The sequence below is a fragment of the Noviherbaspirillum soli genome (assembly GCF_015352955.1).
GTDB lineage: Bacteria > Pseudomonadota > Gammaproteobacteria > Burkholderiales > Burkholderiaceae_D > Noviherbaspirillum_A > Noviherbaspirillum_A soli.
Window position 1 is genome coordinate 49,205 of record NZ_JACYOX010000006.1, and the last position, 18,967, is coordinate 68,171.

The 18,967-nt window shown below is 64.2% G+C and carries 21 protein-coding genes; 9 read left to right on the forward strand and 12 right to left on the reverse strand.

Annotation, left to right across the window (positions count from 1 at the left end; translation table 11 throughout):
• Nucleotides 1-61 precede the first annotated feature (61 nt).
• The 3 genes from IGW04_RS07410 to IGW04_RS07420 all read left to right on the forward strand — a co-directional run bounded on the left by IGW04_RS07410 (nt 62) and on the right by IGW04_RS07420 (nt 3,465).
• Nucleotides 62-2,584 carry a penicillin-binding protein 1A gene (locus IGW04_RS07410; protein ID WP_323744827.1) on the forward strand — a complete coding sequence of 841 codons (2,523 nt, stop codon included), beginning with the start codon at nt 62-64 and terminating at the stop codon, nt 2,582-2,584.
• A gap of 158 nt (nt 2,585-2,742) precedes the next feature.
• The gene (locus IGW04_RS07415; RefSeq protein ID WP_194712423.1) at nt 2,743-3,060 is read left to right on the forward strand and encodes a hypothetical protein; all 318 of its coding nucleotides are present in this window, start codon (nt 2,743-2,745) and stop codon (nt 3,058-3,060) included.
• Nucleotides 3,061-3,192: 132 nt separating this feature from the next.
• Nucleotides 3,193-3,465 (forward strand): hypothetical protein, encoded by a 273-nt coding sequence (locus IGW04_RS07420; RefSeq protein ID WP_194712424.1) that lies wholly within the window; start codon nt 3,193-3,195, stop codon nt 3,463-3,465.
• Between the two features lie 43 nt (nt 3,466-3,508).
• Here the strand turns inward: IGW04_RS07420 and IGW04_RS07425 are convergent, their stop codons facing one another.
• Entirely contained in the window at nt 3,509-4,042 is a 534-nt protein-coding gene (locus tag IGW04_RS07425) for a tetratricopeptide repeat protein (RefSeq protein ID WP_194712425.1), read from the reverse strand.
• A gap of 313 nt (nt 4,043-4,355) precedes the next feature.
• On the opposite strand from IGW04_RS07425, the gene IGW04_RS07430 reads away from it, so the two are divergent.
• Nucleotides 4,356-4,808 (forward strand): pilin, encoded by a 453-nt coding sequence (locus tag IGW04_RS07430; RefSeq protein ID WP_194712426.1) that lies wholly within the window; start codon nt 4,356-4,358, stop codon nt 4,806-4,808.
• A gap of 196 nt (nt 4,809-5,004) precedes the next feature.
• Here IGW04_RS07430 and IGW04_RS07435 read toward each other — a convergent pair whose 3' ends face one another.
• Both IGW04_RS07435 and IGW04_RS07440 read right to left on the reverse strand, forming a co-directional pair.
• Nucleotides 5,005-6,324: a sensor domain-containing diguanylate cyclase gene (locus IGW04_RS07435; RefSeq protein WP_323744828.1), complete on the reverse strand. Its 1,320-nt coding sequence runs from the start codon at nt 6,322-6,324 to the stop codon at nt 5,005-5,007.
• A gap of 12 nt (nt 6,325-6,336) precedes the next feature.
• Nucleotides 6,337-6,729, reverse strand: coding sequence for a PAS domain-containing protein (locus IGW04_RS07440; RefSeq protein WP_194712427.1), 393 nt, complete (start codon nt 6,727-6,729; stop codon nt 6,337-6,339).
• Nucleotides 6,730-6,929: 200 nt separating this feature from the next.
• Here IGW04_RS07440 and IGW04_RS07445 point away from each other — a divergent pair, with 200 nt between their 5' ends.
• Nucleotides 6,930-7,130, forward strand: a complete 201-nt coding sequence (locus IGW04_RS07445) for a hypothetical protein (protein WP_194712428.1) — start codon at nt 6,930-6,932, stop codon at nt 7,128-7,130.
• A 38-nt stretch (nt 7,131-7,168) separates the two neighbouring features.
• Here IGW04_RS07445 and IGW04_RS07450 read toward each other — a convergent pair whose 3' ends face one another.
• Together IGW04_RS07450 and IGW04_RS07455 are read right to left on the reverse strand one after the other, a co-directional pair.
• Complete coding sequence (locus tag IGW04_RS07450; protein WP_194712429.1) at nt 7,169-7,675, reverse strand: CinA family protein; 507 nt, start codon at nt 7,673-7,675, stop codon at nt 7,169-7,171.
• A gap of 19 nt (nt 7,676-7,694) precedes the next feature.
• Nucleotides 7,695-8,219, reverse strand: coding sequence for a DUF6328 family protein (locus IGW04_RS07455; protein ID WP_194712430.1), 525 nt, complete (start codon nt 8,217-8,219; stop codon nt 7,695-7,697).
• On the opposite strand from IGW04_RS07455, the gene IGW04_RS07460 reads away from it, so the two are divergent.
• Nucleotides 8,218-8,385, forward strand: a complete 168-nt coding sequence (locus tag IGW04_RS07460) for a hypothetical protein (protein WP_194712431.1) — start codon at nt 8,218-8,220, stop codon at nt 8,383-8,385. The two genes, IGW04_RS07455 and IGW04_RS07460, sit on opposite strands and share 2 nt — an antisense overlap.
• Nucleotides 8,386-8,975: 590 nt before the next feature.
• Here the strand turns inward: IGW04_RS07460 and IGW04_RS07465 are convergent.
• The gene (locus IGW04_RS07465) at nt 8,976-9,215 is read right to left on the reverse strand and encodes a hypothetical protein (protein WP_194712432.1); all 240 of its coding nucleotides are present in this window, start codon (nt 9,213-9,215) and stop codon (nt 8,976-8,978) included.
• Nucleotides 9,212-10,948: a RecQ family ATP-dependent DNA helicase gene (locus IGW04_RS07470; RefSeq protein WP_228526913.1), complete on the reverse strand. Its 1,737-nt coding sequence runs from the start codon at nt 10,946-10,948 to the stop codon at nt 9,212-9,214. The genes IGW04_RS07465 and IGW04_RS07470 overlap by 4 nt, the downstream gene beginning before the upstream one ends.
• Nucleotides 10,949-11,093: 145 nt before the next feature.
• Here IGW04_RS07470 and IGW04_RS07475 point away from each other — a divergent pair, with 145 nt between their 5' ends.
• A complete protein-coding gene (locus IGW04_RS07475; RefSeq protein ID WP_194712433.1) occupies nt 11,094-11,750 on the forward strand; it encodes a DsbA family oxidoreductase in 657 nt (218 codons plus the stop codon).
• A gap of 17 nt (nt 11,751-11,767) precedes the next feature.
• Here the strand turns inward: IGW04_RS07475 and IGW04_RS07480 are convergent, their stop codons facing one another.
• Nucleotides 11,768-12,406, reverse strand: a complete 639-nt coding sequence (locus IGW04_RS07480) for a YbhB/YbcL family Raf kinase inhibitor-like protein (protein ID WP_194712434.1) — start codon at nt 12,404-12,406, stop codon at nt 11,768-11,770.
• Nucleotides 12,407-12,418: 12 nt separating this feature from the next.
• Nucleotides 12,419-13,255, reverse strand: coding sequence for an alpha/beta fold hydrolase (locus IGW04_RS07485; protein WP_194712435.1), 837 nt, complete (start codon nt 13,253-13,255; stop codon nt 12,419-12,421).
• Between the two features lie 179 nt (nt 13,256-13,434).
• On the opposite strand from IGW04_RS07485, the gene IGW04_RS07490 reads away from it, so the two are divergent.
• Nucleotides 13,435-14,010, forward strand: coding sequence for a hypothetical protein (locus IGW04_RS07490; protein ID WP_228526914.1), 576 nt, complete (start codon nt 13,435-13,437; stop codon nt 14,008-14,010).
• A 32-nt stretch (nt 14,011-14,042) separates the two neighbouring features.
• On the opposite strand, the gene IGW04_RS07495 is transcribed toward IGW04_RS07490, so the two are convergent.
• The 3 genes from IGW04_RS07495 to IGW04_RS07505 all read right to left on the reverse strand — a co-directional run bounded on the left by IGW04_RS07495 (nt 14,043) and on the right by IGW04_RS07505 (nt 17,046).
• Nucleotides 14,043-14,351, reverse strand: coding sequence for a hypothetical protein (locus tag IGW04_RS07495; protein WP_194712436.1), 309 nt, complete (start codon nt 14,349-14,351; stop codon nt 14,043-14,045).
• 357 nt (nt 14,352-14,708) lie between these two features.
• Nucleotides 14,709-15,662 (reverse strand): GGDEF domain-containing response regulator, encoded by a 954-nt coding sequence (locus IGW04_RS07500; RefSeq protein ID WP_194712437.1) that lies wholly within the window; start codon nt 15,660-15,662, stop codon nt 14,709-14,711.
• 172 nt (nt 15,663-15,834) lie between these two features.
• On the reverse strand, nt 15,835-17,046 hold the full coding sequence (locus tag IGW04_RS07505) for a hypothetical protein (RefSeq protein WP_194712438.1): 1,212 nt from the start codon (nt 17,044-17,046) through the stop codon (nt 15,835-15,837).
• A 422-nt stretch (nt 17,047-17,468) separates the two neighbouring features.
• On the opposite strand from IGW04_RS07505, the gene IGW04_RS07510 reads away from it, so the two are divergent.
• A complete protein-coding gene (locus tag IGW04_RS07510) occupies nt 17,469-18,800 on the forward strand; it encodes an Nramp family divalent metal transporter (protein WP_323744829.1) in 1,332 nt (443 codons plus the stop codon).
• Nucleotides 18,801-18,967: the final 167 nt, after the last annotated feature.

Sequence of the window (18,967 nt, forward strand, 5' to 3'; positions counted from 1 at the left end):
GCAAAACTCCCTTCCTCAAATCTTGTCAGACTTGCATTTGATCAAGTGTTGAGGAATTCCCGTGGACAAGCGCGCGAGCCAGCGTCGGGGCTGGTTGTGGTCAGTTGCCGGCATGGGCTGGCATGCCATCAAGGTCATTACCGTTTCCGGCATTGCCGTGGCGCTGCTGCTGGCAGGGCTGGTGTATGTGACCATCCAGGAAACGCCCGAGGTGGACCGCCTGCAGACGGTGCGCGCGGTGCAGCCCAGCGTGATCCTGGCGGCCGATGGCAGCGAGCTGACCACCTTGCGCAATGTGCAGCGGGAATGGCTGCCGCTGGAAAAGATATCGCCGCATGTGATCCATGCCCTGATCGACACCGAGGACCGGCGCTTCTACGAGCATCGCGGTTTCGATATCAGGCGCACGCTGTCGGCGGCGCTGCATACCGCCAATGGCGAAACCCAGGGCGGCTCCACCATCACCCAGCAGCTGGTGCGCAACCTGCATCCGGAAGAAATCGGCCGTGCCCGCACCGTCAGCCGCAAGCTGCGGGAAATCATCACCGCGGTGCGCATCGAGCAGCGCTACAGCAAGGACCAGATCCTTGAAACCTATCTCAATACCGTGCCCTTCCTGTACAACGCCTTCGGCATCGAGATGGCGGCGCGCACCTATTTCGCCAGGCCCGCCACCGAACTCGGCCCGGTCGAGGCGGCTACTTTGGTGGGCATGCTCAAGGGCACCCATTACTACAATCCGGTCGTGAACCCGGAACGCGCCAAGGCGCGCCGCAACGTGGTGCTGGCGCAGATGGTGCGCGGCGGCCATCTGGCGCAGGCCGATGTCGACCGGCTCGGCGCCGAGCCGCTGCAGCTGCGCTTCCAGCGCCAGGCCGAGCCGACCGGCAGCGCCACCCATTTCACCGAATACGTGCGCAAGTGGCTGGTGGACTGGGCCGACCGCAACCACCACGACCTCGGCGCCGACGGCCTGGTGATCCAGACCACGCTGGACCCGAAGCTGCAGGCCGTGGCGGCGCAGGCGGTGGAACGCCAGGCGAAGGTGCTGCAGGCGGTGGCCGACGTGGAATGGAGCCAGCCGTCCGGCAAGCTGCTGTCGAAGACGCCGGGCGCCTATGAAAAACTGCAGGGCAAGGTGGTGCCGTTCCGTCATTTCTGGACCGAGCGCACGGACCTGCTGGATGCCTTCCTGCGCGAGACGCCGGAATTCCGGCGCGCCGTGGCCGCCGAGGGCGAGGCCGCGGTGCTGAAGAGGCTAAAGCGCGATCCGGACTTCATCAATCGGCTGCAGCAGGCCAAGACCCGGCTCGAAGCCGGCTTCGTCGCGCTGGACCCGGGCAGCGGCGAGGTGCGGGCCTGGGTCGGCAGCCGCGATTTCCAGCGCGACCAGTATGACCATGTGGCGCAGGCGGAACGCCAGCCCGGCTCCACCTTCAAGCCCTTTGTCTATGGCGCGGCGCTGGAAGCCGGCCTGGCGCCGGAGCGCATGTATGCCGATGGCCCGGTGGAGATCCGGCTCGGCGACGGCCGGGTCTGGCGTCCCGGCGACATGGGCGGCGCCAGCGGCCGCATGATGAGCCTGCGCGACGGCCTGGTGTATTCCAAGAACACGATCACCGCTCAGGTGATGCAGGACGTCGGCGTGAAGGACATCGTCGACCTGGCCCAGGCCGCCGGCGTGCGCCGCAGCAAGCTGGACGCGGTGCCGTCGCTGGCGCTGGGCACCAGCCCGGTGACGCTGCTGGAAATGGCGGCATCCTACGGCACCATCGCCCGTGGCGGCCTGTACCAGGAGCCGATCTTCGTCCGCCGCATCAGCGACCGCAATGGCCGGGTGCTGGCCGAATTCAGTCGCGCGCCGGTGCGGGTGATCAGCGAACATACCGCCGTCGAGCTGATCGACATGATGCGCGGCGTGATCAGCCGCGGCACTGGCACCGCGATGAAGACGCAGTTCAAGGTCAGCGCCGATATCGCCGGCAAGACCGGCACCACGCAGAACAATACGGATGGCTGGTTCATGCTGATGCATCCGACGCTGGTGATGGGCGCCTGGGTCGGCTTCAACGATGCCCGCGTCACCATGCGCAGCGATTACTGGGGGCAGGGCGGCCACAATGCGCTGCTGCTGGTGGGCGACTTCTTCCGGGAAGCGATGCAGGCCGGGATGCTGGATGCAAAGGCATCTTTCCCGCGTCCGGAGCGCCCGCCGGTGATGGTATCGGCGCCGCTGCCCTACGGCATGGATGCCCAGGGTGAAATCATCAGCGCCGACAGCCAGCGCGCTGCGGCGCCGCCGCCCGCCACCACCATGGCCGGCATCGTGGTGCGCCGTTATGCCGGCGGCGGCGTCTGGATCGGCGACAGCCAGGCTGCCGCCCAGGCCGACAGCATGGCGCCGGCGAAAACCGACGATGAACTGAGCGGCGTGATGACCGGCATGGGGCGTGATCCGGTCAGCGGCGCCCGGATGGCGGCGCGCAGCGCGGTCGATTATGGCGACCGCCAGCCGGTGAGCAGCGCTGGCGCATCGGGCGGCGGCGATACGGATTTTGGTTCGGACACCGACTCGATTCGCTAAAAATACCGATTTGGTCAGAACTTGGTGAAATTTGCACAGGCAAGCTCTTTCAAGTTTCGTTGACAAAGTGCTATTCTCGACCCAGTTTTTTAATGCCAAATTAGCATCATCTGGTGCGCCGAAGCGGCGCCCGGTCAACCGCGTTGGAGAGAAATAAAATGGACCAGCCCCAGGACGCACCGCAAGCGCATGAACTGACCTCGCAAGTGACCTATAACCCCGACAATCTGCTGGACTCCCTGATCGAGCGGCTCAATCTGAAAAATGACGCGGCGCTGTCGCGCGCGCTCGAGGTGGCGCCGCCGGTGATCAGCAAGATCCGGCACCGTCGCCTGCCAGTTGGCGCTTCGATGCTGATCCGCATGCATGAAGTGTCCAACATGGACATCCGCGAACTGCGTGAACTGATGGGCGACCGCCGCACCAAGTATCGCCTGAGCGATGCGCAGGGCAAGCCCAAGCCTGAAAAGGCCTGACGCATTCTTCAGGCAGTGCGGCAGTTATGTTGGGCAGCGCACCGCCAGCATCGATCCAAACCGGGATGATGAACTTTACTGGCCAGGGCATGTGTCCTGGTCTTGTATCCATGCCGCTTTGAAGGAGATGTGATGAAAGCCAAGCTGATCGCCGTTTGCCTGTTTGCCTCGCTCGCCGGCCTGTCCGGCGCCGCCTCGGCCAAGGGCTGTATCAAGGGTGCCGCCGTCGGCGGCGTGGCTGGCCATGTCGCTGGCAATCATGGCGTGCTGGGCGCTGCAGCCGGCTGCGCAGTCGGTCGTCATCGCGCCAACAAGAAAGACGCGGAAAAGGCCCAGGCCCAGACGCAGACCCAGGCGCAGGCCCGCCAGTCCACTACCAGCAGCACGCCGGCCACGTCGCAATAACCACGCCTGCCAGGCCGGCCTGATGACCGGCATCGAGGGAAGCTCAACCGCCGGGCGCAAAGGCCCGGCGCCGGGTCATGTGTGGGCCGGCCTGCGGCTGTGCGGAATAATGCTGGATGAAGCCATGGCGCAGGGCGGCCAGCTGGTGGGCCGAGATCATGTTGCCCAGCATCGCGGAACGCGCCAGCAGCATGATGCCCTTGTCGTCGTTCCTTGCCACGCCCCGGCCTTCCAGGTGGCAGCGCGCCAGCCAGTGCAGCGCGTGGCTGTCATTCTTCCTCGCGGCCAGCTGCAGCCAGTAGACCGCGGCCCTGAACTTGCGGTGCCGCTGCAGAATCAGCGCCAGTTCGGTCTGGGCGAGCGGGTCGCCCCGGTCGGCATCCTTCACCAGTTCCCAGTGCCCGATAGCGATGTCGGTGTTCAGATAGGCTGCATTCCGGTCGATGGCAATGCCTTCCCGGACGCCCGCATCGTCCGTCAGCAGCAGACCGATTTCCCCGCTCCTGATCTTGCGCCGGAAGGTGCTTTCGCTTAAGTCGCTGAGCGTCATTGCAGTCGACAGGCTGACGATGCGCATGGAGATGGCCTTTCATGATGGCGTGCCGAAAACCGGCTTATGGTCACCGTGATGCGCGGGCGGTTCCGGCAACAGGCAAGCTCGATCTGACCCTGCGTTTTGATGGATGGCGATCGATCGTCACGGTGATTGCCGGTGGCGCCCGGTCAGGCCTGTCATGAACGGCGACAAACGTCCGTCGTCGTCCAAAATCGGGCATCAAACGAACGTATAGCCGTTGATGGATTGATTGCTGATGGCATCCGCTTTGCTCCTGCGTTGCGCCGGCAGCCGTGTCTTCGCTGCCGGATCCGTTCAACCCCATGGAGCAATCATGATCAAACATCGTTACCCGCGCGGCAGTGCAAGCGGCTTTACCCTGATCGAACTGATGATCGTCGTAGCCATCATTGGCATCCTGGCCGTGGTGGCCTTGCCGGCTTATCGGGATTACACGAAGAGGGCCAAGTTCAGCGAAGTGGTGCTGGCGACCGCGCCGGCCAAGATTGCGGTGGAGATCTGTGCGCAGGATCTCAATAGCATCAAAGAATGCAAAGGGGGAACCAATCAGATTCCAGCCAATATTGAGAAGGCATCTGGAAATGTTGCAAGCGTCAAAACAGAAGAAAACGGCGTCATTACTGCCAAGGCCATCGACAAAAACGGTCTTTCTGAAGAAACCTACATCCTTACGCCAACCTATGCCGATGGGAAAGTGACCTGGGTGGCTAGCGGTGATTGCGTCAAGGCTAATCTTTGCAAAGGGGTTGCGAATGAGAAGCAATAGACAAAGACACCCGACTCAGTTACCAGCTTTGCAATTAATGCACGCCACCCGGCAGGTTTTTCCCCGCCTGTTTTTAAAACGCTGGCGCCAATGCATCAGCGCAACCAATTCATTGAGCTCTGCCGGCTTGGCGAAGTACTACCCCCACCCCTGAAGCCTCCCTGCCGAACCAGGCCCGGCAGGGAGGCTTCGGCCTTCATGCCGCCCCATCCTCCGGCCCCGCCAGCACATGGTCCGCCCGCTTGTGCCAGACCCGGTTGCGGCCAGCTTTCTTTGCCGCATAGAGCGCGCTGTCAGCCAGTTTCAGCAACTGGTCCATGCCGCTGACCTGGCTGTCCATGCTGGCCACGCCGACGCTGACGGTGTAGCGGATTTCCTGGCTGCCTACCATCACCCGCTGGCTTTCGATCTCGGTGCGGAAGCGTTCGGCCAGCTTCACTGCGCCTTCGAGGTCGGTCGATGGCAGGAGCGCTGCAAATTCCTCGCCGCCCAGCCGCGCCACCACGTCGATTTCCCGCACCGTGGCCGACAGCGTCTGCGCCAGGTTGCGCAGCACCTCGTCGCCCGCCGGATGGCCCCAGGTGTCGTTGATCTGCTTGAAGAAGTCGGCATCGACGGCCACAACCGACAGCGGGCGCGGAAAGCGCCGCCAGCGTTCCAGTTCCAGTTCGGCCGCTTCGAAGAAGGTGCGGCGGTTGGCGATGCCGGTCAGGTAGTCGCAGGCGCTGGCGCGCAGCGCGCTGTCGCCGGCTTCGCGCTTGTCGGTGATGTCGCGGATGATCAGCGCATAGCCGCGCTCGTCTTCGGGCAGGTCGTCATCGCGCGACAGCGGCGCGATCATGGTATTGGCCCAGAACCGGCTGCCGTCGGCGCGCAGGCACAAGCCATTGTCCAGGCTCCAGCCGTTGGCGTCGGCTTCGACCAGGCGGTCGGCGATACGGTCGCTGGTGATGGCGCCGGGCGGGTGGAATAGGGACATCGGGCGGCCGATCACGGAACGCTCGCTATGGCCCGTGACTCGGGCAATGCTCTGGTTCCAGGATTCGACGCGGCCGCTCGGGTCGAGCGACATCAGCGCGTAATCGGTGATGCCGGTCAGCACCGCGCTGAACCAGGCTTCGCTCTGCTTCAACTGGCGTTCCCGCTTCACCGCCTGGGTGATGTCGCTGATGACCGCCATCAGGCGGCTGTCATCGAGTTTCAGCACCGACAGCGACAGCATGCGCGCATCCTTCTCGCCGGGGATGCCGGCCGAAAGCTGCACCCGCAGGCTGTCGCAGACCGTGCCGTGCGCCTGCGGGAACTGGCTCACCATGTTGCGCAGTTCCGGCGCCACCTGTTCGAGCGCGTCGAACAGATTGTCCAGGCTGCCGTCGCGGGACAGCGGCATCAGCAGTTGCGCCGACAGCGGATTGATCATGGCGATCGATCCGTCCAGCGCCGTCTGAACGATGCCCACCGGCGCCAGGTACAGAAACTGCAGCAGCGCCTCGTATTCGCTTTCCAGGTTTTCCACGCCGGGCCTTGCCTACAGTGAGCGCTGGATCAGCACATAGCGCATGGCCTGCGCCGGGTCCGACAGCAGGCGCAGCCTGACTTTCACCGGCCGCATGCGCAGGGTCAGCACATAGTCGATGGTGTCATCCAGCGTGCTGCCGGCGCTGGCTGCATCCTCGAAGCGCTGGGCTACCATGAAATTGTTCATGCAAGGCGCGACATGGGTGAACAAGGACTGGCCGAGCACGCGCTCCAGCGACAGGCCGGCGGCGCGCGCTTCGAAGGCGTTGTACTGGCGGACCATGCCATCGGCGTCGAAACCAATCAGCCCGAAGTCCAGGCTGTCCAGTATCTCGGGCGATGACGATGTCAGGAGGGGGAGCAGTTCGGGCTGGACAAAGGCGTAATGTGCTAGCTGGGTCATGGGAAATTGGGCAGAGCCGGTAGACAGGAAATAAGTAATATTTCTTCTTAGAAATATGCTTATACCATAAATTATTTTCATTGGGTAAGCATTTGATCGACAGGGTTGGCGACACACAATCCTGCGTAAGCCTGTTGCTGAATGATGGCAGCGCGGAACGGTCCAATCATCACTGCACCACAGCACGCAAGGAGAACGCGATGGAAATGGAAACCGGAAAGCCCGGCGCGCACCGCGCCGGCAATGAAGATGGCCGGCAGGCCGAGCCGACGGAACGCGACCGCGACCAACCGGCTGAAGATGGCGACGAGGCGCTCAACGACGCCCGCGCCCTGCAGCAGATGATCGAGGGCGTGCCGGATTCGGACGAGGAATTCAGGCGCATCGAGCAGAAGCGCTGACGGCTGTCGCGGCGCCGATGCTGCTGGCGCGCGGGCTCCTATGTGGCGTTCGCGCCCTGCATTTCGTTGTGGTAATGCCAGATGCGTTTGAGCGCATAGTCGGTGCCGGCCTTGCGGACTTCATTGCGGTCGCCGTCGAAACGCCGTGTCTCGGTAAAGGTGGCGACCTTGCCTTCGTGCTCGAACGACCAGGCAAAGCAGATGGTGCCGGGCGCGATGCCGCCTTCGCCGGGGCCGGGGCCGGCCACGCCGGTGTCGGAAATGGCGACATTGGCGCGGGTGCAGGCCAGCGCGCCCTCGGCCATTTCCCGCGCCACTTCCTCGCTGGTGAGGTTGTAGCGTTCGATGGTTACCTGCTTCACGCCCAGGCAGCGCATCTTGGCTTCCTCGGAATAGGTGACGAAGGCGCATTCCAGCCATTGCCCGCTGCCCGGCGCGTCGGCCAGGGTGGAGGCGATCATGCCGGCGGTGCAGGATTCGGCAGTGACCAGCTTGAGCTTGTTGTCTTCGAGATAGCGCAAGACGCTCTGCAGTTGTTGATCCATGAATGGGTTTCCGTTCTGTTCAGGGTGGAGGACGCCGCCAGCGCCGCCGGATCAGACAGGGCAGTACGAACCAGGCGGCGCCGATGATGAGAAGGAGCAGCGCGGCGACCGATACGCTGAAGGGCTGCTTGTCCGTGGCGAGGCTGAAGACAACGAACATTTCAAGGGCGAAGGCCAGCATCAGCATGAACAGCGCGGCGCAGATGCAGCGGGAAGACAGGACGATTAGCCGGCGCGACACCCGGCCCGGCTCTGCAATGCGGTGAAAGGCAGCCGGCGCCATGCCCAGCGCAATGGCCACGGCCACCATGAACAGCGAAAGCAGATGGGCAACCGGGGAGAGCCCGCGCAGGTGCTCGAAGCGCTCATTGAAGACGGCAATGGTCTGGAAGCCGAACAGGGCCTGCATGCCGGGCAGCAGTATCCGGCATTCCTCGAGGATATTGCTCAGTTCTTCCTTCAGCGTTTCCGCCTGGCTGTCATTGCGGGCCTTGCCGTTGGCGCTGGCTGAAGCGTGTTCCTGCCGGCTTGTCAGATCGTACATGAAAAAATTCTACATACGATTTTTCGGGGCGGGTTTGCGTCGACGTAATGGCGGTGGCTCGGGGGCTTTCAGCCTGTCGGTCCTTTTGATCGCGGCCGTGCCTGAGGCGGAAAAGGTCAGCCCGGGTGAGATTCGTTCGAACGAGCACTTTGCAAACTCGTTATGACATTGGCTTGCGATCGTTTTAGACGGCTGACTTCGCAGGGAACTGCTGCTTCGCAGTGATGCCTTTTCCCTGATGACCCAATGCGCATGTCCTCGCATCATGCCCAGGCCGGGAGTTCGCCCCGGCGGGCGACCTACTTTTTGCTTCGCCAAAAAAGTAGGCAAAAAAGGCGACCCGGTAATCGCGCCCCGCTGCGCGGGATTCCCGTGCCGTCGATGGCTTAAGCAGGGCGCGGCTAAACTCGCTCCGCTCAGACAGACGCCGCACCTTATCCGCGTCAGACATCGCCGTCACGGCGCGCTCAACGGGACTTCACTGCAACCGCAACCGTTACGCTTCCTGTGCGGCGCCGCTGTGCTTTTCGTAGGGTGCAATACCCGAAGGGCATTGCACCGTGGCCGCAAACTGGGATCGCATCGTCGGCCGACTTTCCCGATCGACCAATGGTGAAATGCCCCTTTGGGGTATTCCACCCTACCGAACCTGCATCGTTTTCGCTTCAGGCAGCGCCGTGACGGCGCGCTTAAGGGGAGTTGAGACGCAACCGCAACCGCTTCCGCGCCGCTGTGCGGCATTTACGCGTTCCTGGCTCAGATCCAGGACTCGCGCACCATCGGGTCGTCCTGGCTGCTGCGCTCCAGGCGCATCAGGCCGGGCGGCAGCTTGGCGCGCACGTCGGTGAGCGTGTCGCCGACCACGTATTCGCCGGTTTCCACATAGCTGCGATAGCGTCGCGCCACATACTGGTTGGGAAAGGCGGGCGGCTCTTCATAGACGATCCACATCGAGGTGTCGTCATCGTCATGGCGCCTGGACTGTTCCTTGCTCATGCTATTCCCCTTTGTTCATTCTGCTGGCCGGGCGCGGCGTCGCTGGGTTGCACGTAGCTGGCCAGGAAGGTCTTGTTTTCACCGCCGTCGCCAAACGCGATGGTCACCATGTCACCCGCAATGGCAATCACTTCGCCCTCCTCGTGGCGCGGCACCCTGACCCGGCTGCCGACCGAGAACAGCGGCGCCGGCGCGACGGCCGCCGGCGGAGGCGCCGCCTCGACCGGGGCCGGGATGCTGGCTTCGAGCTGCCGGGTGCGCTGGCAATTGTCGCAGGTATTGCAGGGCTCGACTGTGTCTTCTGCCTCGCCGAAATATTGCAGCAGCAGTTGCCAGCGGCAGGTGCCGCTCTGCGCATACGACACCATCTGCTCCAGCGCCTCGCGGTCGCGTTCGGCCTTGTCGGCATAGGCGCCGGCAAGGATGTCGAAGCTGTCGGCGGCGGCGGCCTTCCTGCCGGCGCGGATGCGCAGCTGCTTGTCCTGGGCCAGCAGGCCGGCTTCCTTCAGCAGCTTCAGCGCCACCCGCACCCGCGCCGCCGACATCGACGGCAGCGCGGCGCACAGGTCGGCGAAGGGCGTCGGCCCCTGCTCGGCCAGGGTGGCGGCGGCGGCATACACATGCCGCACGTCGTCGCCGTCGGGATAGTCGCGCGCCAGGAAGAACTGCTGCACCCGCTTGTCCTTGAACTGGAACAGCAGGATGCATTCGGCGGGCTCGCCGTCGCGCCCGGCGCGGCCCGACTCCTGGTAATAGGCTTCCAGGTTGGCCGGCATCTGGTAATGGATGATGAAGCGGATGTCGGCCTTGTCGATGCCCATGCCGAAGGCATTGGTGGCCACCATCAGCCGCTTCTCGCCCTGCATGAACTGGTCCTGGTTGGCCTGCCGTTCCCTGGCGCCGAGCCGGCCGTGGTAGAGCGTCACGCTTTCGCCGCGCTCGGCCAGCGCGGCATGCAGCGCCTCGACCGCGGCCACGGTGGCGGTGTAGATGATGCCCGGGCCGGGCTGGCGCATGGCTGTCTCCAGTAGCTGCGACAGCTTCTCGGTGTCGCTGGTGACCTGGGTCACGGTATAGCGCAGGTTCTTGCGGTAGATGCCGGTGTTGATGATGCGCGGCCGCGACAGGCCGAGCTGCTTGACGATGTCGGCGATCGCTTCCTCGGTGGCGGTGGCGGTCAGGGCCAGCACCGGCGGCTTGCCGAGCGCGCGGATGGCGGCGGCGAGGTCGAGATAGGCGGGCCGGAAATCATGGCCCCACTGCGACACGCAATGCGCCTCGTCGACCACGAACAGCGCCATCTTCTGCTGCCGCAGCAGCGCGATGAACTCCTGCTGGGTCAGGCGCTCGGGCGTGGCGAACACGATGCGGCAGCGGCCCTCTGCAATCGCTTCCAGCGCCGCGCTTTCCTCTTCCCGGTTCAGCGAACTGTTGACCTGCACCGCCGGTATGCCCATTTCGTCGAGCTTGGCAAGCTGGTCGCGCATCAGCGAGATCAGCGGCGAGACCACCAGCACCAGGCCGCGCAGCTGCAGGGCCGGCAACTGGTAGCACAGCGACTTGCCGGCGCCGGTGGGCATCAGGGCAAAGGTGTCGGCGCCGGACAGTACGCTGTCGAGCACGTCGCGCTGGCCCGGCCGCAGGCGATCGATGCCGAAGGTCTTGCGCAGGATGGGGGTGAACATGTCGGTGGCGCGGCGGCGCAGCTTGGCCGGACTGGTGGGAGCGTTCATGAAGTGGCTGAAGGGCTATCGATGGAAAGACCCGTTCATTCTGTCCCGGCCAGGCGCGCCAGCCGTTGCGTGAAATCACCGGCGACTTGAATATCCTGCGCATGGAAGCATATGGCAGCTTTCACGAAAACCTGCGAGGAATGCCATGCCAGCCGCGATGAAGATCGACTTCGTTTCCGATATTTCCTGTCCGTGGTGCGCCATCGGCCTCAATGCGCTGGAGCAGGCGCTGGCCGAGGTGCGTGACGAGATCAGCGCCGAACTGCACTTCCAGCCCTTCGAGCTCAATCCGCAGATGCCGGCCGAAGGCCAGGATATCGATGAGCACATCGCGCAGAAATACGGCGCATCGAAGGAGCAGATGGCGGCCAACCGCGAGCAGATCCGGCGACGCGGCGAGGAAGTCGGCTTCATCTTCGGCGAAGGCAAGCGCAGCCGCATCTACAACACCTTCGATGCGCACCGCCTGCTGCACTGGGCCGAGGAAGAGGATGGGGAAGGCAAGCAGCGCGAACTCAAGCATGCGCTGTTCGAAGCCTATTTCACCCGCGGCGAGAATCCGGGCGACCATGCGGTGCTGCTGGCGGCGGTGGAATCGGTCGGCCTGGACCGCGCCCGCGCCGCGGCCATCCTGGGCTCGGACGAGTATGCCGCCGAGGTGAGGGAGCGCGAGCGCATGTACCTGGACGCCGGCATCCACTCGGTGCCGGCGGTGATCATCAATGACCGCCACCTGATTTCGGGCGGCCAGCCGGCGCAGGTGTTTGCGCAGGCCCTGCGGCAGATTGCCGCCGGCGGCTGAGCAGGCGAAGCCAGTCGTCAGGCCAGCGGCTGGTCGACGTTGACCGCCGCCGGCGCCGCTTCCTCGACCGGGATCGTGCCGTCCGGCCGCAGATAGGTGCCGATCAGGCAGCCGCTGGCGATGCCGTGGGCGCGCAGCGCTTCCAGCACCGCCTCGCGGCCGGGCGTGCCGCCGAAGTCGGGCGCCGCTTCCAGCGCGAATACCTGGAAGGCATAGCGGTGCACGCCGTGTCCGGGCGGCGGATCGGGCGGCAGCCATGAGGCCTGCAGATAGGAATTGCGGCCGGTGTGATAGCCCAGGCCTTCGCTGTGGCTGCTCTTCAATGCATCCTCGGGCAATGCGCCGTCCTGCGGCGGCAGGTCGACCACGATGGCATGCACCAGCGGATGCGGCGTCGGCGCGTCGGCATCCTCGACGATCAGCAGCACCGAGGCCGTGCCCGGCGGCACCCCGGTCCATTCGACCGGCGGCGAGATGCCGGCGCCGTCAGCCGTGTACAGCGCCGGTATCGGCGCGTGGTCGGCAAAGGCCAGGCTGCGCACCTGGATCGCCGCGGTGCCGCCGCCGACGCTGACGAGATTGAAGGCGATCTGGTCGAGTCCGGCGCGCTGGTTGCGCAGGGCATGGCCCAGCGCCTGAGGCAGTTTTTCAAGCATGGCGATGTTCGGCTAACCCTTGATGAAGGACACCAGGTCGCGACTGAGGTCGTCCTTGTGGGTGATGTACAGGCCATGCGGCGCGCCGTCATACACCTTGTACTGGGCGCCGGGCAGGGCCTTCGCGGTCAGCGCGCCGCTGGCCTTGATAGGCACCGTCTGGTCGGCGTCGCCATGCACGACCAGCACCGGCACGCTGATCGACTTCAGGTCTTCCCGGAAGTCGGTGCCGGAAAAGGCGCGCACGCAGTCGATCGTGGCCTTGGGCGACGCCGGCAGCGCCAGGCCGCGGGTCCATTCCAGGGTGGCGTCGCTGACCGGGTGGCGCAGCATGCCGACATTGAAGAAATGCTTGCCGAAGGTGGTCAGGAAATCCGGCCTGTCCTTCTTCAGTCCAGCGATCATCTGCTGGAACACGCTGTCGTCGACGCCGTCGGGGTTGTCCGCGGTCTTGCGCATGAAGGGCGTGACGGCGCTGATGAAGGCCACTTTCCTGACCCGTGCGCCGCCGTGGCGCGACATGTAGCGCGCCACTTCGCCGCCGCCCATCGAAAAGCCCACCAGCACCACGTCCTGCAGGTCGAGCTGGTCCAGCAGGGCCTTGAGGTCGTCGGCGAAGGTGTCGTAGTCATAGCCTTCCCATGGCTTGGACGAATTGCCGAAGCCGCGCCGGTCATAGGCGATCACGCGCAGGCCATGCGCCGGCAACTCCAGCATCTGGTGTTCCCACATCGCGTGGCTGACCGGCCAGCCATGGATCAATACCACCGGCTGGCCATGACCGATATCCTGGAAGAACAGTTCCACCTTCTGATTTTCGGCGCCCCGGCCGACTTCAATCGTGTTCATAGAAACTTTCCCATAAAAAAGCCCACCCATTGTTCGATCAACAAATAGAGTGGTGAGGAGAGATGAAGTTCTGGCAACGCTTTGACAGCACACAACGAAGGCGCGTATCACGGCGGCAGCCGCTTCACGCCGGCGCATTCGAGTGGCATTCTTTGCCGCAATCAACGACTGGAGCGACGATGCGCTTGCAATGGAAGCCATGGCGCCCACGGTTTCCGCGCGCCGCCATGCTGGCCGGCGCCATCCTGCTTGCGCCACAGGCGCATGCCGCGCCTGACTGGTTATATCAGGCTGGCAACAGGCTGGAAGCGATCGCGGACACGGGCGCAACCGATCTCTACCTGTCCGGCTATGCCCACCATGGCCGCGGCACCTATACGCGGGAACGCCTGGCTGAACTCAACGAACAGGCCTGGGGCGTGGGCATCGGGCGGCGCCTGCGCAATGACAGGGGCAATGACGAGATGGTGTATGCGCTTGGCCTGTCGGATTCACACCGCAAGCCCCAGCTCATGGCGGGCTATGGCCATGAATGGATACAGCCGCTGGGCGCCGGGCTGGAGGCGGGCGGCGGTTTCACCGCCATGCTGATGAGCCGTGCCGACTACTTTCACGGCATCCCGTTTCCGATGGTGCTGCCCATCGTGTCCCTGGGCAGCCGCGACATCAAGCTGCGCGCCTCCTACGTGCCGCGGCTGTCGCAGCACAAGGGCAATGGCGACGTGCTGCTGGTCTTCTTCAGCATGCGCCTGTAAGCGGCGCGGTCGGCACGCACTGCCGCCATGCTTCAGCGCTGCCCGTAGTACACCGGCGCCGGCGGCATCAGATGCTCGGCCTGGCGCCGCAGGTCGCCAAAACCGTTCAGCTGGTCGGCCGTGGACTTGCGCTGCAGGCCCGGCTTGCGGCTGCCTTCCATTGCCTGCACCGCCGACTTCAGCTCCGCCGCGAAAGCCTCCCGCTGTGCAGTGCTGCCAAGGCAGCCGCCTTCGCCCACCACCAGCGAAATGGTATCGCTGGCCGATGGCGCGACCCGGCAACCGGCGTGGGAGCACAGTGCAGGCAGCAGCAGGGCAAGAAACAGCAGGGGGCGATGCATGGTCTAACTCCGTGGAAACAGGCCGCAGCGTCTGGTTGCGGGCAATAACGGATTGTAAGACACAATATTTCTCTTGGGAAATTGTTTTCGGATTTTGCTTGTCAATCCTGTGAAAAGAACACTATTTCGGCGTGGCGTGAAAGTTTCGTGCAGTCTGACGACGGTCTAATGCCAATCCGAATCCCAATCCACCACGTCGCGGATGAAACCGACGGATGTTTTCGCCTGGCAAGAGCGTAGCGGGGAGTCGAGCGGCATTGCCGTTCGACAGCGCAGCCAGGCGGGAAAAGACGCGGTTGCATGGCGCGTTATGGGTCGGGATTGGCATGAAGCAGAACAGCACGAAGCCGGGGAGGCTTACATCACCGCGCCCAGCAGCATCGGCAGGTCGCTGAAGTGATAACGGTTCTTGCCGGCTCGCTTGGCGTCATAGAGCGCCTTGTCGGCGCGCGCCAGCAATTCCTCGACGTCGTTGCCGTCGCCGGGATAGAAGGCGATGCCGACGCTGGCGCTGACCTTGACGGTCAGGTCGCCAATCTCGAATGGCGTGGACAGAAAGCGCAGCACCTTGGACGCCGGGCGCACCACGTCGTCGACATGGGCGATATCGGACAGCACCACCACGAATTCATCGCCGCCCAGGCGCGCCACCGTGTCTTCCTTGCGGGTGGCGCGCAGCAGGCGGTCGGCCACCATTTTCAGCAGTTCGTCGCCGGTCTGGTGGCCATGGGTGTCGTTGACCGCCTTGAAGCCGTCGAGGTCCATGTACATCACCGCCATCATGTTGTGGCCGCGGCTGGCATGCTGCATGGCCTTTTCGATACGGTCCACCAGCAGGCGACGGTTCGGTAGTGCGGTCAGCGCATCATGCAGCGCCATTTCCTTCTGCATCCGGCCCTGTTCCGCCACGGTCTTGTAGAGAAGGCGCACTTCGAGCATGTTGCGCACCCGCATCTGGAACTCGGTCATGTCATACGGCTTGGTCAGAAAATCGCGGGCGCCGGCTTCCAGCGCAGCGATCTTGAAGCCGCGGTCGCCGGTAATCGCTAGTACTGGCAGATAGGAATCCTTTTCCACTTCCCGCAGCCGCGCCATGACTTCCAGGCCGTTCATGCCCGGCATGTGCATGTCCAGCAGGATCAGGTCGTAGGCATGGGCCACATGCAGGGCCAGCACGTCGCTGGAGTTCTTGCACGAGGAAATCTGGCTGTAACCCGCCATCTTGAGGATTTCGATCTGCATGAAGAGGTTGTCCTCGCAGTCGTCCACTACGAGAATTTTCGCCTGATGGATCTCGTCTGCAGGAATCATGCTTTCTTCTTTAGGAAAAGGGTAAGAGGCGCAAGCGCCGGAAAAACTGGAATTCTGCCTCCTGTCTTGCACTCTGATCGGTGCGCTGGCTCGCACATTGATGCATGCGAACAACTGAGACATGTTTCCATAGAAAAAGTTCTTGGTTTCTTTACGTCATAATTGATTGCAATCAATTAGGCAATATCCGGTTGTCCGGCGCGCCAAACGACCTACTGCGCGAAGCCTGCCGGGCCGCCGCACGCCGGGCCTGCATCATTTCCGCAATCACCTGTTCACGGGTCTTGGTACCGACGAATTCCACGACTGGCACCTCATTGCTGCCAACCTGGCGCGGCGATTCCTGGACTGGCGCCGGACGCGCCGTGCGCCGCACCGGCCGCTTTGCCCTGGCCGGCGGGGAATTGTCCACCTTGCGTGGCGCCGCCGCGGCCAGCCCGGCCGCGCCCAGGGCCGCCACGGTGCCCAGCGGCGCGCCGTCCGGTTCCTCGTTGCCCCGGGTTTGCGGGCTGGCCGGCGTGGCCGCCGGTTCAGGTGTCGGTTCGGAAGGCGCAGCAAGCGCCGGCGCCGGGACGGGCGATGGGCTTGCCGGTGCCGGCAGCGCCACCGGCGTTGCGGTCGGCGCCGGCGCGGTGCTCGCCACGGCATGCGCCGGTGTGGCAACCGCACCCTGTTGCTGGTTCGGCAGCCATCCCAGCATGGCCGCCATGGCCGTGAAGCTGGCCAGGATCACCGCGCCGGCCGCGCACAGCACCAGCGGATGGGTGCCCGTGGCTGCCGCCGGCGCGGCCGTGCCGGCGGCAGCCAGTACCGGCAGGTGCACCACGGCCGGCCTGGCGGCTTCGGCTGCCGGTTCTCTCATGGCAGTGGCCGCCGTATCGTTGGCAGCCGTCGATGAACGTGCAATGTCCGGCCGTGCCGTCACCGCCAGCGGCATGGCCTCGATCAGTGCGAATACGCTGGCAAACACGCGGTTGGCCACATCGCCCAGCTCGGTATTGGCATCGTCCTCGCCGATGGCAGTCCAGACCGGCGCCGGCGTGCGGCTGACCTGGCCGGGGATGATGCCATTGGACTCGGCAATGCCCAGCGCGTCGGCGCTGCCGTCGACCAGCAGTACCAGGTCGTAAGGATCGATGGCATGCTGAATGCGCAACTGCTCGAATGCCTGCTCCAGGGACGCGCTGCCGGCGGGATTGAATCCGGCGGCATAGTGGTCGCAGCGCAGCGGATGGCTGGCGCGCTGGGCCAGGCGCTGGCGCAGCGCAGCCAGTCCGGGCGAAGTATCCGGGGCGATGACCGCCAGTTTGCGCAAGCTGGTCGGAAAGGGTAATGCGCGATTGGCGTACCAGTTATCCAGCGTCTTGGCGCCTGCATGCTCCATGACTGTCCTTTGTTCAAATTCTGTCCGCGGACCGGAAGCGGTTCCGGTCCGTCATGTAAGCCTGACTGCACGATGCATATCGAAACGACAACGAATTGTAGAAGGAACGCTGTGCCAGGATTTGTTGCTACGCAGTACTTTTTCAGAAAAAACAATTATTTCTGAAAATTAAGCACCTTGCCGCAGATAGTGGCTTTTGCTCTGATGTTCGTCAATCGCATCGATATCTTCCCTGAATCAGCATTGGTCCTACACGCGCTTGGGAAAGCGTCCTATACGGGCTGCGGTCGATGCTGCCTAAGCTGACTTTTCGCTTGTCGGGAAGCTGCATGGAACTTGGTCGCCGACATGTGATTCCATGCATGAATCATGACTGGAGATGGCCTTCTGATGCATTTGCCGCCTTCGCCGCGGGTGGTTGCGTGACGCCGCCGCCCACTGACAGCGCCGCTGTCGACGCGGGCCTGCCGCCCCGGGCGGCGGGCCCGCGCCCGTTGCCGCCCGGCCGCTGGCTGCGCCGGCTGCTGGGCTTCATGGGGCCCGGCTACCTGATCGCGGTCGGCTACATGGACCCCGGCAACTGGGCCACCGACCTGGCCGCCGGCTCCGGTTTCGGCTATGCACTGCTGTGGGTGATCATGCTGTCGAACCTGATGGCCATCCTGCTGCAGGTGCTGGCGATCCGGCTCGGCGTGGTCACCGGGCTGGACCTGGCCCAGGCCTGCCGCGCCAATTCCTCCCGGCTGTCCGGCCTGCTGCAATGGATCCTTTGTGAAATCGCCATCTGCGCCTGCGACCTGGCCGAGGTGATCGGCAGCGCCATTGCGCTCAACCTGCTGTTCCATATTCCGCTGCCATGGGGCGTGGCGCTGACCGCGCTCGACGTGCTGCTGGTGTTCTGGCTGCAGGCGCGCGGCATGCGCTACCTGGAGGCCATGATCATTGCGCTGCTCACGCTGATCTTCTGCTGCTTCGCCATCACGCTGGCCATGGCCCAGCCCGACTGGGCCGATGTCGCCGGCGGCCTTGTACCGGCACCGCGGGCGCTGGCCAATCCGGACATGCTTTATCTCGCCATCGGCATCATCGGCGCCACGGTGATGCCGCACAACCTCTACCTGCATTCCTCGATCGTGCAGCATCGCGCCCGCGCGCCGGGCGAGGCCGGCAAGCGCGAGGCGATCAGGTTCGCCACCATCGACATCGTCATCGCGCTGTTCCTTGCCTTCCTGGTCAATGCCGCCATCCTGATCGTGTCGGGCGAAGTGTTCCACGAGCGCGGCCAGACGCAGGTTGCCGAGATCCAGGATGCGCACCGGCTGCTGTCGCCCATGCTGGGCAGCGCCATCGCCAGCACCCTGTTCGCGCTGGCGCTGCTGGCGTCCGGCCAGAGCTCGACCATCACCGCCACCATGGCGGGCCAGGTCGTGATGGAAGGCTTTCTGCAATGGCGCCTGAAGCCCTGGATGCGGCGCCTGGTCACCCGCTCCGCCGCCATCGTGCCGGCCCTGCTGGTGGCGGCCTGGTATGGCGAATCGGGCGTGGCGCGGCTCCTGGTGCTGTCGCAAGTCATCCTCAGCCTGCAACTTCCGTTTGCCATCGTGCCACTGATCCGGTTCACCAGCAGCCGCCGGATGGGTGTGTTCGTCAACCCGCGCTGGCTGACCCTGCTGGCGTCGGCGGTGGCGCTGCTGATCATTGCGCTCAACATGACGATGCTGTTCAACCTGGGCCGCGAGCTTGTAGCTACCTGAACCGGTAGTGCGCAAGGGCAGGGCGGCATCCTTTGGCGCGGCGCAACTGCAGAGGCGGGCAGCGGCGGTAAAACAAAAGCTGTCCGGCCCGCTTGTGGATATCCACAGTTGTGAGGCGGACGCCCGATGGTCAAAATCCGCGCCTTACTGTCCGTACCCGACTCTTT

Coding starts and splice junctions, on each gene's coding strand:
- IGW04_RS07455 (WP_194712430.1), bottom strand. CDS start 8,219: ATGTACGATCTGACAAGCCGGCAGGAACACGCTTCAGCCAGCGCCAAC.
- IGW04_RS07495 (WP_194712436.1), bottom strand. CDS start 14,351: ATGCATCGCCCCCTGCTGTTTCTTGCCCTGCTGCTGCCTGCACTGTGC.
- IGW04_RS07430 (WP_194712426.1), top strand. CDS start 4,356: ATGATCAAACATCGTTACCCGCGCGGCAGTGCAAGCGGCTTTACCCTG.
- IGW04_RS07480 (WP_194712434.1), bottom strand. CDS start 12,406: ATGCTTGAAAAACTGCCTCAGGCGCTGGGCCATGCCCTGCGCAACCAG.
- IGW04_RS07485 (WP_194712435.1), bottom strand. CDS start 13,255: ATGAACACGATTGAAGTCGGCCGGGGCGCCGAAAATCAGAAGGTGGAA.
- IGW04_RS07440 (WP_194712427.1), bottom strand. CDS start 6,729: ATGACCCAGCTAGCACATTACGCCTTTGTCCAGCCCGAACTGCTCCCC.
- IGW04_RS07450 (WP_194712429.1), bottom strand. CDS start 7,675: ATGGATCAACAACTGCAGAGCGTCTTGCGCTATCTCGAAGACAACAAG.
- IGW04_RS07470 (WP_228526913.1), bottom strand. CDS start 10,948: ATGAACGCTCCCACCAGTCCGGCCAAGCTGCGCCGCCGCGCCACCGAC.
- IGW04_RS07500 (WP_194712437.1), bottom strand. CDS start 15,662: ATGATTCCTGCAGACGAGATCCATCAGGCGAAAATTCTCGTAGTGGAC.
- IGW04_RS07505 (WP_194712438.1), bottom strand. CDS start 17,046: ATGGAGCATGCAGGCGCCAAGACGCTGGATAACTGGTACGCCAATCGC.
- IGW04_RS07475 (WP_194712433.1), top strand. CDS start 11,094: ATGCCAGCCGCGATGAAGATCGACTTCGTTTCCGATATTTCCTGTCCG.
- IGW04_RS07460 (WP_194712431.1), top strand. CDS start 8,218: ATGAAAAAATTCTACATACGATTTTTCGGGGCGGGTTTGCGTCGACGT.
- IGW04_RS07445 (WP_194712428.1), top strand. CDS start 6,930: ATGGAAATGGAAACCGGAAAGCCCGGCGCGCACCGCGCCGGCAATGAA.
- IGW04_RS07420 (WP_194712424.1), top strand. CDS start 3,193: ATGAAAGCCAAGCTGATCGCCGTTTGCCTGTTTGCCTCGCTCGCCGGC.
- IGW04_RS07490 (WP_228526914.1), top strand. CDS start 13,435: ATGCGCTTGCAATGGAAGCCATGGCGCCCACGGTTTCCGCGCGCCGCC.
- IGW04_RS07465 (WP_194712432.1), bottom strand. CDS start 9,215: ATGAGCAAGGAACAGTCCAGGCGCCATGACGATGACGACACCTCGATG.
- IGW04_RS07425 (WP_194712425.1), bottom strand. CDS start 4,042: ATGCGCATCGTCAGCCTGTCGACTGCAATGACGCTCAGCGACTTAAGC.
- IGW04_RS07415 (WP_194712423.1), top strand. CDS start 2,743: ATGGACCAGCCCCAGGACGCACCGCAAGCGCATGAACTGACCTCGCAA.